16 protein-coding genes are annotated in these 14,064 nt (G+C 69.4%); 9 read left to right on the top strand and 7 right to left on the bottom strand.

The window, feature by feature from the left end:
* Nucleotides 1-58: 58 nt before the first annotated feature.
* The 4 genes from AC1C2S_RS00535 to AC1C2S_RS00520 all read right to left on the bottom strand — a co-directional run bounded on the left by AC1C2S_RS00535 (nucleotide 59) and on the right by AC1C2S_RS00520 (nucleotide 2,209).
* Nucleotides 59-709: an HNH endonuclease signature motif containing protein gene (locus AC1C2S_RS00535; RefSeq protein ID WP_495350587.1), complete on the bottom strand. Its 651-nt coding sequence runs from the start codon at nucleotides 707-709 to the stop codon at nucleotides 59-61.
* Nucleotides 673-1,512: a DUF222 domain-containing protein gene (locus tag AC1C2S_RS00530; RefSeq protein WP_495350586.1), complete on the bottom strand. Its 840-nt coding sequence runs from the start codon at nucleotides 1,510-1,512 to the stop codon at nucleotides 673-675. Before AC1C2S_RS00530 ends, AC1C2S_RS00535 begins: the two co-directional genes overlap by 37 nt.
* A 66-nt stretch (nucleotides 1,513-1,578) precedes the next feature.
* A complete protein-coding gene (locus AC1C2S_RS00525; protein ID WP_495350585.1) occupies nucleotides 1,579-1,953 on the bottom strand; it encodes a DUF488 domain-containing protein in 375 nt (124 codons plus the stop codon).
* 64 nt (nucleotides 1,954-2,017) lie between these two features.
* Complete coding sequence (locus AC1C2S_RS00520) at nucleotides 2,018-2,209, bottom strand: hypothetical protein (RefSeq protein WP_495350584.1); 192 nt, start codon at nucleotides 2,207-2,209, stop codon at nucleotides 2,018-2,020.
* A 108-nt stretch (nucleotides 2,210-2,317) separates the two neighbouring features.
* Between AC1C2S_RS00520 and AC1C2S_RS00515 the strand changes: the two genes are divergently transcribed.
* Nucleotides 2,318-3,316: an NAD(P)-dependent alcohol dehydrogenase gene (locus AC1C2S_RS00515; RefSeq protein WP_495353167.1), complete on the top strand. Its 999-nt coding sequence runs from the start codon at nucleotides 2,318-2,320 to the stop codon at nucleotides 3,314-3,316.
* A gap of 175 nt (nucleotides 3,317-3,491) precedes the next feature.
* Nucleotides 3,492-3,761: a 30S ribosomal protein S15 gene (rpsO, locus tag AC1C2S_RS00510; protein ID WP_056658110.1), complete on the top strand. Its 270-nt coding sequence runs from the start codon at nucleotides 3,492-3,494 to the stop codon at nucleotides 3,759-3,761.
* Nucleotides 3,762-3,882: 121 nt separating this feature from the next.
* On the opposite strand, the gene AC1C2S_RS00505 is transcribed toward rpsO, so the two are convergent.
* Nucleotides 3,883-4,431, bottom strand: coding sequence for a CGNR zinc finger domain-containing protein (locus AC1C2S_RS00505; RefSeq protein ID WP_495350583.1), 549 nt, complete (start codon nucleotides 4,429-4,431; stop codon nucleotides 3,883-3,885).
* A gap of 53 nt (nucleotides 4,432-4,484) precedes the next feature.
* Between AC1C2S_RS00505 and AC1C2S_RS00500 the strand changes: the two genes are divergently transcribed.
* From AC1C2S_RS00500 to AC1C2S_RS00485, 4 genes are all read left to right on the top strand, one after another.
* On the top strand, nucleotides 4,485-5,492 hold the full coding sequence (locus tag AC1C2S_RS00500; RefSeq protein ID WP_495350582.1) for an EamA family transporter: 1,008 nt from the start codon (nucleotides 4,485-4,487) through the stop codon (nucleotides 5,490-5,492).
* 103 nt (nucleotides 5,493-5,595) lie between these two features.
* A complete protein-coding gene (locus tag AC1C2S_RS00495) occupies nucleotides 5,596-6,798 on the top strand; it encodes a trans-sulfuration enzyme family protein (RefSeq protein WP_495350581.1) in 1,203 nt (400 codons plus the stop codon).
* A gap of 38 nt (nucleotides 6,799-6,836) precedes the next feature.
* Nucleotides 6,837-7,724 (top strand): LLM class flavin-dependent oxidoreductase, encoded by an 888-nt coding sequence (locus AC1C2S_RS00490; RefSeq protein ID WP_495350580.1) that lies wholly within the window; start codon nucleotides 6,837-6,839, stop codon nucleotides 7,722-7,724.
* 235 nt (nucleotides 7,725-7,959) lie between these two features.
* Nucleotides 7,960-8,574 (top strand): hypothetical protein, encoded by a 615-nt coding sequence (locus tag AC1C2S_RS00485; RefSeq protein ID WP_495350579.1) that lies wholly within the window; start codon nucleotides 7,960-7,962, stop codon nucleotides 8,572-8,574.
* Between the two features lie 28 nt (nucleotides 8,575-8,602).
* Here the strand turns inward: AC1C2S_RS00485 and AC1C2S_RS00480 are convergent, their stop codons facing one another.
* Entirely contained in the window at nucleotides 8,603-8,980 is a 378-nt protein-coding gene (locus tag AC1C2S_RS00480; RefSeq protein ID WP_495350578.1) for a thioredoxin family protein, read from the bottom strand.
* 217 nt (nucleotides 8,981-9,197) lie between these two features.
* On the opposite strand from AC1C2S_RS00480, the gene AC1C2S_RS00475 reads away from it, so the two are divergent.
* Nucleotides 9,198-10,118: an alpha/beta fold hydrolase gene (locus AC1C2S_RS00475; protein ID WP_495353166.1), complete on the top strand. Its 921-nt coding sequence runs from the start codon at nucleotides 9,198-9,200 to the stop codon at nucleotides 10,116-10,118.
* A gap of 63 nt (nucleotides 10,119-10,181) precedes the next feature.
* Here the strand turns inward: AC1C2S_RS00475 and AC1C2S_RS00470 are convergent, their stop codons facing one another.
* The gene (locus AC1C2S_RS00470; protein ID WP_495350577.1) at nucleotides 10,182-10,997 is read right to left on the bottom strand and encodes a glycosyltransferase family 2 protein; all 816 of its coding nucleotides are present in this window, start codon (nucleotides 10,995-10,997) and stop codon (nucleotides 10,182-10,184) included.
* A gap of 154 nt (nucleotides 10,998-11,151) precedes the next feature.
* On the opposite strand from AC1C2S_RS00470, the gene AC1C2S_RS00465 reads away from it, so the two are divergent.
* Nucleotides 11,152-12,741, top strand: coding sequence for a M28 family metallopeptidase (locus tag AC1C2S_RS00465; RefSeq protein WP_495350576.1), 1,590 nt, complete (start codon nucleotides 11,152-11,154; stop codon nucleotides 12,739-12,741).
* A gap of 160 nt (nucleotides 12,742-12,901) precedes the next feature.
* Nucleotides 12,902-14,062, top strand: a complete 1,161-nt coding sequence (locus AC1C2S_RS00460) for an LLM class flavin-dependent oxidoreductase (RefSeq protein ID WP_495350575.1) — start codon at nucleotides 12,902-12,904, stop codon at nucleotides 14,060-14,062.
* Nucleotides 14,063-14,064 lie beyond the last annotated feature (2 nt).

Here is a 14,064-nt window from a genome sequence, read left to right as displayed (position 1 = left end):
GGTCTCGGCGCGCGACCGTATGGGGGCAGCGCGACACGCGAACGTCGGTGACACGCGATCAGAACGGCGCTTCGGTTTCGTATCGAAGCAGCAGTGCTGCGAACTCCTCATCACAGCTCGGCTGCGGATCGATGCTCTCGTGCGGATCGGCGCTCTTCTGCGGTGGGGCGTCCGGTGGTCGAGGATGGTCTGGCGGTGGATCGGGCGGTGCGACCCCCTCGCCCGCCCCGACCGACATGAACGGCCGTTCGGGCTGCGTGCGCAAGAGGTGCCCGGCCGGCGAGGTCCAGCGCAGGACCCCGCCGGGTTCGTGCACGACACGCCATTCGCTCTCATGCTTCAAGCGGTGATGGTGGCGACACAGCGCCGCGAGGTTCGACGCCTCGGTCTTGCCGCCGTGCGCCCACGCACGAGTGTGGTCGAGGTCGGTGAGGTCGGCGCGGCGTGAGCAGCCCGGGAACCGGCAGCCGCCGTCACGCGAACGCACGAAGCCGTCGAGGTCGGCGGGCGCCCGGTAGTGTTCGCGGCCGTAGCTGAGCACCGCGCCGGTCTCGGGGTGCACGAGGATGCGTTGCATCGAGGGCGCGTGCGCTGCGAGCCGTCGAGCAGTATCGGCGTCGATGGGGCCGTAGCCCTCGAGGTCAGCCGGCTCGTCGGAGAGCCCGAGCAGCGTCAGCACCGGCACCGTGACGTTGATGCGCGGCTGCACGCCGCCGGTCGCAGCTGCGCCGGACCGGGTGCGCTCGTCGTCGGCCAGCGTGCCGCCGAGCAGGAGATCGGCCGCAAGGCCGGCGGCGCGCTGTGCCGTCGTTCGCACGTCGGCGGTGCAGGAGCGGGTCGTGCGAACATCGCCGGATGCATCGCGCGCCGCAAGCGCGTCGAGCCGGTGCTTGATCGCGAGCGCGCGCTCGGCCTCGAGGGCACGCTCAGCCACGCCATGCCATCTGGCGCCGGGTCGACGTACACCCGCCGTTCGTCGACGGCACGCACCTGCCGTGCGGCCAACGCCTCGGGGTGCAAGCGCTCGGCCGCCCTGCGCATGCGTCGACGCACATCGGCGTTCGTCGAGACCGTGCCGTCGGCCGCCGCAGCGGTGGCAGCATCGAGGGCCACCTGTTCGACCGCGTCGGCGACTTCAGGCGGCAGTGCCCGGGTGAGCTCGAGTACTGATCGCACCTGCGTCAGGCCGAGGTCGCCGCGCTCGAGCGCAGCGAGGGTCGCCCAACGCGGGCCGGTCAGCCGGTCGGCCTCGTCGACCAGTCGGGCCGCGGATGCCTCGTGCTGACCGAGCGTCGTCGCGAGCTCGGCGACGAACGAGCGTTCGGCGAGGTCGCGCTGCGACGCGCTGCTCGCCGCGGTCACGCCCTCGACCTCTGCAGCGAGTTCACGAGCGCGCCCGATGCGCCGGAACTGGTCGGCCTGGATCTGCCGGATCATGCCGTCGAACGCCGAGATCGCCGCGAGCTCGAAGGCCAACGCCGTCTCTGACGGTGCGATCGCGGTGGCTGGCATGTCTTCATTCAACCAGCACCCACCGACATCGGAATCGACAGGAAAGCGCTGATCAATCCTCGAATTTCAGGATGCGTCACTCTCGACGGATGCCCCGTGCTCGGCGAGCCACTCCAGCAGCACGGTCGCGTGGTTGACCTCCTCGTCGCGCGCCCCGAAGAGCAGGGTCACCCGCTCGTGTTCCCCGCCGAGGGCGATGAGCTCCTGCGCCGCCTCGTTCTCGTCGAGCTCGCCGCGGTAGCGCTCGGCGAACTCGTCGAACCGTTCGCGGTGGTGGTGCCACTCGGTGCGGAGCTCGGGGGAGGGAGCGACCTCCTTGTCCCACAGGTCGAGCTCGGCGCGCTCTTTGCTCACCCCGCGCGGCCAGAGCCGATCGACCAGCACCCGATAGCCGTCGGATGCCTCGGCCGCGTCGTAGACCCGTTTGATGACGAACCCCATGGGGCCAGTCTGCCCCGGGGCATCCGTTCTGCCAAGCACCCGGCGTGCGTCGGTGCGCGCGCGGTCAGCTTTTGCGGCGGCCGCGCACCCCGTAGACGATGAGGCCGATGCCGAGGAGCGCGATGATCGGCCCGAGGATGGCCCACAGGGTTGAGCCCGTCATCTGGCTGCCGCCGATCACACCGAACCCCTGGAACATGAAGATCACGCCCATGACGGCGACGATCGCGCCGATGACGACGGGGAGAATCCGCATGCGGGCAGCTTTGCGCACCTCGCGCCCGGGCGCAAGCATCCGCCGCGCAGAGTCGGGTCTCGCTATCCTCGGAGCACTCGTTGTGCGAGGGGAGGGGACGCCGTGCCGATGCGTGCGATCGTGCTCGACCGGTACGGCCCGCCCGAGCGCGTCATGCGGCTCGCCGATGTCCCGGAGCCAGTGCCGGCGGCCGGCGAGGTCGCGGTGCGGGTTGCCGCGGTGTCGCTCAACTCCTGGGATGTCGACCTCGCCATCGGCGCAACGCTCGTGCGCCTCGCGGCGCCGTTCCGTCCGAGGCATCGGGTGATCGGCTCGGATGTCTCGGGCGCGGTCGTCGCCGTCGGCCCCGGCACGAGCCGGCATCGGGTGGGCGATGCCGTCTTCGGCGAGCTCTCGGCGTCGGGCTGGGGCGGCTTCGCCGAGTTCGTGGTTGCGCCTGAGGAGGCCCTCGTTTCGAGGCCGCCCGGACTCGACGATCTCACCGCGGCCGCACTTCCGCAGGCCGCGAGCATGGCATGGCAGGCGCTCGGCGGCGCAGATGCGATCGCTCAGAACGGCGCGCTGGGCGGGCGACGCGTGCTCATCGTCGGCGCCGGCGGGGGAGTCGGCACGTTCGCGATCCAGCTCGCGGCGCGCGCTGGGGCGCATGTGACGGCGGTCGAGCGCGCGGCGTGGAAGCTCGCCGCGCTCGTCGAACTCGGTGCGGACGTCGTCGGTACGGGTATCGACGGAGCGGGCATCGAGGGCGCGGCGACGTCACCCGAGCCCTACGATCTCGTGCTCGACGTGGTGGGCGCATTGCCGCCCTCGCGGTCGCGCGAGCTGCTCGCCGACGGCGGGCGTGCCGTCGCCATCGGCGGGAGTCCTCGCCGCATCATGCAGGTGCTCATCGCGAGCGTGCGCGGCAGCCGGAATGCCGCCGCCGGCCATGTCGGGTTGCTTGCTGCGGTCCCGAACCGCGACTTGCCCGAACTCGCCGCGCTGGCCGTCGCCGGCGAGCTGCGGGCGATCCTCGACGGCCCGCACCCGCTCGAACAGGTACCGCGTCAACTCGAGCGGCTCCGCGCCGGGGAAGTTCTCGGCAAAGCGGTCATCGCGATCGGCTGACCTCGATGCGTGCGCTCGGATCAGAGTTCGGACGAGGGCGGCGATGCGCACAGGGCGGCCACGAGGCATCCGCTCTGGTAGAGTATTGAGGTTGCCGTCATGACGGCCGCGCACAAAGAGAGCCCAGGCATTCGGCCACGGGCAGCGCGCAACGAAGAGAGAGGGGATCCCATCTATGGCACTTGAAGCTGATGTCAAGAAGGCGATCATCGAAGAGTACGCGACGCACCCCGGTGACACTGGATCCCCCGAGGTTCAGATCGCGCTCCTCACGAAGCGAATCAAAGACCTCACCGAGCACCTGAAGGAGCACAAGCACGACCACCACTCGCGTCGTGGCCTGCTCCTCCTCGTCGGTCAGCGTCGTCGTCTGCTCGGCTACCTCGCCGATGTGGACATCAACCGCTACCGCAAGCTCATCGAGCGTCTCGGTCTGCGCCGCTAAGGAGCTGCGCCGCTAAGGTCTGCGCCGCTAAGCAGAGTAGTCTCTGCGGCTCTCGCTGATACCGCGAACTTCTTCGAACGGGTCGTCACCTCCGGGTGGCGGCCCGTTTCGCGTGTCGCGGCTACTCGCCGACGCGCGCGCGGTGCGCCCGCGCCGCCATGCGATTGCCGCACCGGGTGCTGCAGAAGCGTCGCGACGCGTTCTTCGACAGGTCGACGAAGACCCCGGCGCAGTCGTCGGCGTCGCAGCCGCGCAGGCGGTTCGTCTCGTCGGCACGGATGACGTCGACGAACGCCATCGCGGCCTCGACGAGGATGCGTTCGGTCAGCGGCGCGTCTTGCGACGTCGCATGGATGTGCCAGCCGAGGTCGTCGTGCCGAACGAGTCGGGGCAGGGCGTTCGCCTCCGCGAGGATCGCGTTCACCTCGGTCACCGCGTCGTCTCGGTCGAGCCTCCAGAGCGCGCGCAGGCGGTCGCGAGCCGCCGCGACGTCGGCGACCTCGGCGGTGTCGCCGTCGCGTCGCCCCGTGTACCACCAGGTGTCGAGGATCGCGGCCAATTCTTGTGGGGTCGAGAGCTCGTCGGTGCCCGATTCGGATGCCTCGGGCACCGTGTCGGCGAGCGCCGCGACGAAGTTGAGCGAGGCCGTCGTGTCATCGGTGAAAATCATTTGACTCCTGACTTCCGTGTGTACTACAGTCACGAGCATAACGTCGTTCGGTCATGACGGCGCCGCAATGCCCGAACGCGAAGGAGACGATGATGCGCGGTTCGCGGGGTGTGCTCGGCATCGTTCTCGGCCTCGGTGCCGGCCTCGCATTCGGCGCGGGCGGCGCGGTGGTGAAACCGCTCCTCGAGTCGGGTTGGTCGCCCGGCGCGGCGGTCTTCGCGCGCATCAGCGTCGCCGCGCTCGTGCTCATCGTTCCGGGCCTCATCGCCCTGCGCTTCGACCTCCGGCCACTGTGGCGCGCCCGCTGGACGGTGCTCGCATACTCGCTCATCGCCGTCGTCGGCACCCAGGTGGCCTTCTACGCGTCGATCGCGCTCATTCCCGTGAGCACGGCCCTGCTCATCGAGTACCTCGCGCCCGTCGCGCTCGTGCTCTTCGCCTGGGCGCGGCAGCGCCGTGCGCCGCAGCTCGTCGTGATCGCAGGGTCGGTGCTCGCGATCGCCGGCCTCGTGCTCGTCGTCGGGCCGGGCGGCGGCGGGCTCGACGTCGTCGGCCTGCTGCTCGCGGGCCTCGCGATGGTCGGCGTCTGCGTCTACTACGTGCTGGGCGAGCGAGCGGATGCCTCGGTGCCGCCGATCGCCCTCGCCGCGAGCGGCTTCGTGGTCGGTGCCATCGTGCTCGGCGCGGTCGGGGCGATCGGCATCGTGCCGTACACGGCGACCTTCGTCGACGTGCCGTACCTCGGCGCGATCGCGCCGTGGTGGGCGCCGGTGCTCACGGTCGGCGTCGTCTCGACCGCATTCGCCTACGTCGCCGGCATCAGCGCGATCCGGCTGCTCGGCACCCGGCTCTCGTCGTTCCTCGGCCTCTCCGAGGTGATCTTCGCCGCGATCGTCGCGTGGTTCGTGCTCGGCGAAGCGGTCGGCCCGCTGCAGGGGCTCGGCGGACTGCTCATCCTCGGCGGCATCGTGCTCGTGCGGTTCGAGCGGCCGCGCGATGCCGCTGCGATCGCTCTCGATATCGACCTCGTGCCGGTTCCCGCCGACACGGGCCGGGCATAGCCGACGCGAGTCCGACTCGCGAGGCGGCGCCGGGCGGGCGCGAGGCGGCGCCGGGCGGCGCCGGGCGCCGTAACACTCGGTTCGGCAGGCGTAGCGTCGAGCTATGACACGCGCGGACTGGACCCATCTCGCCGACTCGACCCAGGCGGTGCACGCCGGCAATGCCGTCGACGGCGGTTCGGGGGCCATCCGCACCCCGATCGTGATGGCGAACTCCTACGCCTTGCCCGACGATCCGTCGACGATGAGCTGGTCGGGCACCGAGGCGCCGCTCTACACGCGCAACTCGGGCGCGAACCAGATCGGACTGCAGCGCAAACTCGCGATCCTCGAGCACGGTGACGACGCGGTCGTGCTCGCGAGCGGCGTCGCGGCGCTGCATGCCGTGTTCTTCACGTTCCTGAAGTCGGGCGACCACGTCATCGTGTCGGATGTCTCGTACGAGGCGACCTTCCGGCTGTTCACCGAGCTGCTGCCCGACAAGTACGGCATCCACGCCGATTTCGTCGATACGAGCGACCTCTCAGCGGTGCGCGCGGCCGTGCGACCGAACACCCGGCTCGTGCACGTCGAAGCGATCGCGAACCCGACGACGAAGGTGACGGATGTCGCGGGCGTCGCGGCTCTCGCGCACGAGGCCGATGCCCTGCTCAGTGTCGACTCGACATTCACCCCGCCACCGTTCTTCCGCCCGCTCGACCACGGCGCCGACCTCTCGGTGCATTCGCTCACGAAGTACATCAACGGGCACGGCGATGCGATGGGCGGGGCCGTCATCGGTCGCCGCGACCTCGTGGCCGAGCTGAAGGCCGATGCGATGGTCGACGTCGGCGGGGTCATCAGCCCGTTCAACGCGTGGCTCATCATGCGCGGATCCGTGACGCTTCCGCTGCGCCTGCGCCAGACGTTCACGACCGCCCTGCGCGTGGCGGAGGCGCTCGACGCCGACCCGCGTATCGCGTTCGTCGCGTACCCGGGGCTGTCGGGGCATCCGCAGCACGAACTCGCGACCGCGCAGTTCGGCGGGGCGTTCGGCGGCGTGATGTCGTTCGCCGTCGACGGAGGCCCCGAGGTGCAGAACGCGTTCGTCGCGGCGCTGAAGATCGTGACCTCCGCGGTCTCGCTCGGACACGACGAATCGCTCATCGTGCACGTGGGAACGACCGGGCCGCGGGTGGCTTTCTACCCCGACGGCTTCAAGCGCTTCGGACACTTGCGCTTCTCGATCGGACTCGAGGATGCCGACGACCTGATCGACGACTTGCGGCAGGCGCTCGACGCCGCGGTGGGCCCGATCGCGGGCTGAGGCCTGGCCGGCGCCGCGGCGTTGCCTAGACTCGGGTCATGCGTTTCGGCATCGTCATCCTTCCGCAGCACGACTGGCCCGAGGCCGCCCGCTACTGGCGCGGCGCTGAGGAGCTCGGCTTCGATCACGCCTGGACCTACGACCACCTCTCGTGGCGAGGCCTCGCGGGGGAGCCCTGGCACGCGACCGTGCCGACGCTCACCGCGGCGGCGATGGTGACCGAGCGCATTCGGCTCGGCACCTTCGTGGCGAGCCCGAACTTCCGGCACCCGGTGCCGTTCGCGAAGGATGTCGCCACGCTCGACCAGATCTCGGGCGGCCGGCTGCTGCTCGGCGTCGGCTCGGGCGGCACCGGATTCGATGCGTATGTGCTGGGCAGGCCCGAGTACACGCCGCGGCAGCGCTTCGAGCGGTTCGTCGAGTTCACCGAAGCGCTCGACGTGCTGCTGCGCTTCGAGCGGCCGGGGTCGGGCGGCATTTCCTTCGAGGGCGAGTGGTTCACGGCTTCGGGCGCCCGTATGGTCGGCGAGCCGGCGCAGCATCCGCGCATGCCGCTGCACGTTGCTGCCGAGGGCCCGAAAAGTCTGGAGTTCGCGGCGCGGCTCGGCGACGGCTGGGTGACGACCGGCGGCTCGGTCGACGACACCGAGGCCTGGTGGCGGCGCCTGGCCGAGCTGAGTTCACGTCTCGATGAAGCCTGCGCGAACGCGGGGCGAGAGGTCTCGAGCCTCGACCGCACTCTCTCACTCGACTCGGAGTCGCTGTACAGCCTGTCGAGCGTCGCCGCCTTCGAAGACGCCGTGAGGCGGGCGGCCGAACTCGGATTCACCGACGTCGTGGCACACTGGCCGCGGGAGCACGGCCTCTACGCCGGCGACGAGTCGGTGCTCGACGACGTGGCGCAGCTCATGCCGAGCCTGCGCTGAACGCGGCACCGGGGCATCCGTGGGCGCTGGCGCAGGCGCGGACGCCGCGGCATCCGGCGCGATAGCCTGATTCTCATGCCTGCGCCCCGTTCGAAGCCGTTGCTCGCTTCGTTGAGGGCGGGCACCGCTGCATCCGTCGCGATAGCCTGATTCTCATGCCTGCGCCCCGTTCGAAGCCGTTGCTCGCTTCGTTGAGGGCGGGCACCGCGGCATCCGGCGCGATAGCCTGATTCTCATGCCTGCGCCCCGTTCGAAGCCGTTGCTCGCTTGGGAACCGCTCCCGTATCTCGTCGTGCTCGTGCTGCTCCTCGCAACCGGCATCGTGCGACCGGATGCCGCGCCGTGGCTGTTCTGGCCCTTCGTGCTGCTGATCGTGGCAGCGGTCGCGTGGCTGGTCGCCGGCCTCGTGCGCGGGTCCAGGCGGACGAACCCCGACCAGTGGGGAGACCTCACGACCCTCGACGGTATCGAGCTCGTCGACGCGCCGCGGGTGGAGCGTGAGGTGCGTGCCGTCTCACCGGTCGCCGACACGCATCGCCATCAGCCGGCGATCGAGTTGGCGCGCCTGCACGGCGGTCCGGAGCAGCACGCCGTGCTCGTGCCGCGCGCGAGCCGCTGGCTCTCTCGCCGGTACCGCATCGGGGTGCAACTCGTCGGGGACGACCGGCCCCGCCACGCCGGGTTCCTCGATGGGGCAGCCGACGAGCGGTGGCGAGACGTGCTCGACGACCTGCGGATGCGCGGTCGGTACGTGCGCGTTCCGGCACTCGTGACCGGGGACTCGCGCCCCTACAAGGTCGAACTCGACCTCAGCGGGCTCGAGCACCTCGGGGATGCCCCGACCGACTGAGCAGCCGGACTGAGCCCAGCCGAGCTGTTCAGGCCGAGGCCTCCTCGGCCTCCTGCTTGGCGAGGTCGGCGCGCACCTGCTCCATGTCGAGCGCCCGCACCTGTGAGACGAGTTCGTCGAGCATCGGCCGGGGCAGTGCACCCGCTTGCGCGAACACGCCGATGCCGTCTTTGAACGCCATGATCGTCGGGATCGACGTGATGTTCATCGCCGCGGCCAACTGCTGCTGGTCTTCGGTGTCGACCTTCGCGAAGGTGAAGTCGGGGTTCGACTCGGATGCTGCGTCATAGTGCGGCGCGAACTGCAGGCAGGGGCCGCACCAGCCCGCCCAGAAGTCGACGAAGACGGTGCCGCCCTCGAGGATCGTCTTCTCGAAGTTGTCGAGGGTGAGTGCAACGGTTGCCATGGGTCCAGCCTAAACGCGCTCGCTGTGCCTGCGCTCGGTGTTCGCTCTGCGCGGCCTGTGCGCGACATCTGCATCCGACCGCGAGACGCCGTCGGCGCCGCATGAGCTGAAGCGGGCCTCTCGAGCGGGTTGCGTGCGCAGGATCGGACGTCGCCGGTATCGTGAAGTCGTGGTCGCATTCGGAGGCGCGCGCGGTTCGTTCCGTCGGTGCGTGCCGGTGCCCGACGGTCCGTCGGAGCCGAGACTCGCGCTCGACGAAGCCGGCCTGCTCGATGAGGCGATCCCCGATATCGATTGGCGCGCATTCCCGGCCGCTGCGGAGCACTCGATTTTCAATGCGCCGAGCGGGGCATTGGCACGGGTCGCGCTCGGGCCGGCGTCTGCGCCGCGGGTCGTGCTCGTGCCCGGGGCGACGGGCTCGAAGGAAGACTTCGTGCTGATGATGCCGATCCTCGCGGCGGCGGGCTACCGAGTCGAGGCGTTCGACCTCGCCGGGCAGTACGAATCGTGGCGCGCGGGTCCGTGGAACCTCGATCCACCGCGCGTCCGCTACGACCAACGGCTCTTCCTCGACGACCTGCTCGCGGTGCTCGACGACGGAGCGGGCAGCGCCCACGTGCTCGGCTACAGCTTCGCCGGAACGCTCGCAGAGCTCGCCCTGCTCGAACGACCCGACCGCTTCGCGAGTCTCACGTTGCTGAGCGCGCCGCCGGAGTCGGGTCAGGCGTTCCGCGGCGTCAAGCGCATCGGACAGATCAGCGGCTTCACGTCGCCGCGGCAGGGTGCAACGCTCATGTTGTGGGGCATCCGAAACAACCTCAACCGGGTGCCGCCACGGCGGCTCGCGTTCGTGCGCGAACGGTTCGCGCTGACTCGGCGAGAGAGCGTCGTCGACATCATCGCGCTCATGATGCAGACGCCCGATGTGCGGGCGAGCCTCGCTGCGGCGCCCGTACCCAAGCTCGTCGCCGTCGGCGAGCACGACCTCTGGCCACGCGCATCGCACGAGCGATTCGCCCGCGAGATCGGCGCCCGTCTCGCGGTGTACCCCACAGGCCACAGTCCATGCGAGACCGCGCCGCACCAGCTCGTGCGCGACATGCTCGGCCTCTTCGCCGCGACCGACGCCACACCGTAGCTCCACGGCGGCGGGGCCGCGCGGCGGCAGCGCTGGTGTCGTTCGACAGGGCCGCGAGGTGACTCACGCCGGCAGCGGCTCCTCACTGTCATCGTCGTGCTCGACCACGTCGAGGTTCAGTGGCTCAGTACCCTCGGACTCCCACACCCAGGCGGGCGCACGCCGCCGTTCAGCGCGGCGCGTCAGCGGCGGCCATTCCCGTGATTCGATCGACATCGTATGGAAGGCCATCCGAACGCGACGGGCGAGACCGCCGAAGCTGTCGAACGGCCGTGCGGAGACACCGACCACGAGCCGGCGGTCGCGCACGACCGTCATGCCGGGCCTCATCGACCAGGCGAGGTCGAGATCGTCGTGCACGTCGGCACGGTCGCGGTGCACGATGCTTCGGAGCTCGCCCCAGGCGTCGGCGCGCATCGCGTAGTTCGAACCGAAGATCGGCGGGTGGCCGAGCAGAGGACCGATCACGGTGAAGTAACCGCCGATATAGATGTTTCGGGCGATCCAGCGCACGACGGCGTTGCCGCCGTAGAACGTGCCGCCGTTCGTCACGACGGTCGGGCGATCGGGCCGGGTCATGCGGCGTTCCACCTCGGCCAGCCAGTCCGGCGCGGGCACCGAATCGGCATCGAGGCGAGCGAGCAGTTCGCCGGATGCCGCGTCGAAGCCTGCGGCCGTCGCCGGCCAGATGCCGCGCAGCGGCTCGGTGACGACACGCGCGCCGGCCGCTCGAGCGACGTCGGCCGTGGCATCCGTCGACCCGTTGTCGACCACGATGACCTCGTCGGCGGGCCGCGTCTGCTGGTCGAGCGCTTCGAGGCAGGCGGCGAGGAAGCCCGCGTCGTTCAGGCTTGGGATGATGACCGAAATCGTGCCCATCACGGCGAGTCTAGCCATCGCGTCGCGTCGTGGCGCAGGATTCCTGCGTGCTTGGACGAGTTTGCCGATGGGGGCTGTCGGGCAGTCGCGACCAGCGCCTAGGCTGCCCCCCGAACGGGTGCCAACGGAGACACCCGGTAAGGAGGGGAAAACGATGCGCCCAACCACCCCACGTTCCAGAAAGGCCCGCGTGATCGCGATCGCGACCGCCGCGGCGTTCACGTTCGCACTGATTCCCGCGGGGGCCGCCGTCGCCGGTCAATCCGCGAAGTGCGAGAACCGAAACAACAACACGGCAGCCAAGCTGCTCGAGTGCGTGAAGCCGAACGGCATCATGGCTCATCTCGAGGAGCTCCAGGCGATCGCCGACGACAACGGAGGCAACCGCGCCGCCGGACTTCCGGGGTACGACCAGAGCGTCGAGTACGTCGCCGAGACGCTCGAGGACGCGGGCTGGCAGGTCACGCTGGAGGAGTTCCCGTTCACGTTCACGGGGCCGTCCGCGCTCGAACAATTGGCGCCGGTCGCCGCGACGTACGAGACGGAGTCGTTCTCGGGCACCGGGTCGGGAACCGTCGAAGGCACCGTCATTCCGGTCGACGTCGTGCTCACCGCACCTTTCGATCCAGTGACGAGCGGCTGCGAGGCGGAAGACTTCACCGGTCTCGACTTCTCGGGCGCGAACGATATCGCGCTCGTCCAGCGCGGCACCTGCGAGTTCGGTGTCAAGGCGAAGAACGCCCAAGACGCCGGCGCCGAAGCGGTGATCATCTTCAACCAGGGCAACACGCCCGAGCGGTCGGGACTCGTGACCGGCACGCTCATCGGAGAGAACCCCGATCCGCTCGACATCCCCGTCGTCGGTGCGAGCACCGCCGACGGCCTCGCGCTCGCGCAACCGGGATCGACGGCGAAGGCCTTCGTGCCGGATCCGGAGGAGCGGCCTCAGGTCAACGTGATCGCAGAGCTGCCCGGCAAGAACGACCAGAACGTCGTCATGGCCGGCGCGCACCTCGACTCGGTGCAGGCAGGTCCGGGCATCAACGACAACGGCAGCGGCTCAGCGGCACTTCTCGAGCTCGCCGAGCATCTCGGCAAGCTGAAGCCGCAGAACACGCTGCGGTTCGCTTGGTGGGGAGCAGAGGAGTCTGGACTGCTGGGATCCGCGGCCTACGTCGATGGACTCCCGCAGGCGGAGAAAGACGAGATCGCGCTCTACCTCAACTTCGACATGATCGCATCGCCGAACTACATGTACATGGTGTACGACAGTGACGAGTCGGGGTACGAGGCGCCCGTGCCGGTACCTGAAGGATCGATCGCGATCGAGGACCTCTTCGAGAGCTACTTCACGCTCCTGCGGATCCCGTACGACGATGCGGAGTTCTCGGGTCGCAGCGACTACGAGGCGTTCATCCTCAACGGCATTCCGGCGGGCGGCCTGTTCACCGGTGCCGAGGTCGTGAAGACCGAGCAGCAGGCGGCGATCTGGGGCGGCACCGCGGGCGAGCAGCTCGACCAGTGCTACCACATCGCCTGCGACACGATCGAGAACGTCGACCGAACGGCGCTGCTCGTGAACACGGGTGCGATCGCGACAGCGGTGCTCACGTACGCGTACTCCACCGAAGACGTCAACGGGGTGAAGGGCAAGAAGCTGCCCTTCAAGTTCCTTCCCGAACCGGCCGGCCCGCAGGGCACGGTCGGCGGTGGCGGCGGTCACGAGCACAGCCCCATCGACTGAGGCTGGCGATCGAGGGCGGGGGTGCCGAGTCGGCACCCCCGCCTTCGACGTGCGCGGCGCTGATCGATCGGGAATAGTGGGCGAGGGGCATCCGTTAATCGAAGTGTATGCAAAAGTATGCATTACGGATACCTCGCGAAGACGAGCCCAGGAGGGCAACATGCAGTTCGGAATCTTCACCGTCAGCGACATCACGCAGGACCCCACGACGGGACGCACGCCGAGCGAGCACGAGCGCATCACCGACGTCGTGAAGATCGCCCAGCACGCCGAAGAGGTGGGCCTCGACGTCTTCGCGCTCGGTGAGCACCACAACCCGCCCTTCTTCTCCTCCTCGCCCACGACGACGCTCGCGTACATCGCGGCGAAGACCTCCACGTTGCAGCTGACGACCTCGACGACACTCATCACGACGAACGACCCCGTCAAGATCGCCGAGGACTTCGCGATGCTCCAGCACATGGCCGACGGCCGCGTCGACCTCATGCTCGGTCGCGGCAACACCGGGCCGGTCTACCCGTGGTTCGGCAAGGACATCCGCCAGGGCATCAACCTCGCCCTCGAGAACTACGCCCTCCTGCACCGACTGTGGCGTGAAGACTCCGTCGACTGGGACGGCCAGTTCCGCACGCCGCTCCAGGGCTTCCAGTCGACCCCGAGGCCGCTCGACGACGTGCCGCCGTTCGTCTGGCACGGCTCGATCCGCAGCCCCGAGATCGCCGAGCAGGCCGCCTACTACGGCGACGGATTCTTCGCGAACCATATCTTCTGGCCCGCGTCGCACACGCAGCGCATGGTGGCGCTCTATCGCCAGCGCTTCGAGCACTACGAGCACGGCACCGCCGAGCAGGCGATCGTCGGACTCGGCGGCCAGGTCTTCATGCGCAAGAACTCGCAAGACGCCGTGCGCGAGTTCCGCCCGTACTTCGACAACGCACCGGTGTACGGACACGGCCCGAGCCTCGAGGAGTTCACCTCGCAGACGCCGCTCACGGTCGGCAGCCCGCAGGAGGTCATCGACAAGACCCTCGGCTTCCGCGACTACGTCGGCGACTACCAGCGCCAGCTCTTCCTGATGGACCACGCCGGCCTGCCGCTGAAGACCGTGCTCGAGCAGCTCGACCTGCTGGGCTCAGAGGTCGTGCCGGTGCTGCGCCGCGAGTTCGCGAAGAACCGCCCTGACACGGTTCCGGATGCCCCGACGCACGCGTCGCTCGTCGCCGCGCGCAACTCCACCGCTGGTCGAGTAGCGAGCTCCAGCGAGCGTATCGAGACCCCGAAGGGCGCAGCGTTCAGCGCCGCGGCCGTGAAGGGAGCCTGACG

The organism is Agromyces sp. Y782 (assembly GCF_059445405.1).
Note: the sequence above shows the minus strand (reverse complement) of the source record. Positions and strands in the feature narration are given on the sequence as shown.

Coding starts and splice junctions, on each gene's coding strand:
- AC1C2S_RS00530 (WP_495350586.1), bottom strand. CDS start 1,512: ATGCCAGCCACCGCGATCGCACCGTCAGAGACGGCGTTGGCCTTCGAG.
- AC1C2S_RS00525 (WP_495350585.1), bottom strand. CDS start 1,953: ATGGGGTTCGTCATCAAACGGGTCTACGACGCGGCCGAGGCATCCGAC.
- AC1C2S_RS00520 (WP_495350584.1), bottom strand. CDS start 2,209: ATGCGGATTCTCCCCGTCGTCATCGGCGCGATCGTCGCCGTCATGGGC.
- AC1C2S_RS00515 (WP_495353167.1), top strand. CDS start 2,318: ATGCGTGCGATCGTGCTCGACCGGTACGGCCCGCCCGAGCGCGTCATG.
- rpsO (WP_056658110.1), top strand. CDS start 3,492: ATGGCACTTGAAGCTGATGTCAAGAAGGCGATCATCGAAGAGTACGCG.
- AC1C2S_RS00505 (WP_495350583.1), bottom strand. CDS start 4,431: ATGATTTTCACCGATGACACGACGGCCTCGCTCAACTTCGTCGCGGCG.
- AC1C2S_RS00500 (WP_495350582.1), top strand. CDS start 4,485: ATGACGGCGCCGCAATGCCCGAACGCGAAGGAGACGATGATGCGCGGT.
- AC1C2S_RS00495 (WP_495350581.1), top strand. CDS start 5,596: ATGACACGCGCGGACTGGACCCATCTCGCCGACTCGACCCAGGCGGTG.
- AC1C2S_RS00490 (WP_495350580.1), top strand. CDS start 6,837: ATGCGTTTCGGCATCGTCATCCTTCCGCAGCACGACTGGCCCGAGGCC.
- AC1C2S_RS00485 (WP_495350579.1), top strand. CDS start 7,960: ATGCCTGCGCCCCGTTCGAAGCCGTTGCTCGCTTGGGAACCGCTCCCG.
- AC1C2S_RS00480 (WP_495350578.1), bottom strand. CDS start 8,980: ATGGCAACCGTTGCACTCACCCTCGACAACTTCGAGAAGACGATCCTC.
- AC1C2S_RS00470 (WP_495350577.1), bottom strand. CDS start 10,997: ATGGGCACGATTTCGGTCATCATCCCAAGCCTGAACGACGCGGGCTTC.
- AC1C2S_RS00465 (WP_495350576.1), top strand. CDS start 11,152: ATGCGCCCAACCACCCCACGTTCCAGAAAGGCCCGCGTGATCGCGATC.
- AC1C2S_RS00460 (WP_495350575.1), top strand. CDS start 12,902: ATGCAGTTCGGAATCTTCACCGTCAGCGACATCACGCAGGACCCCACG.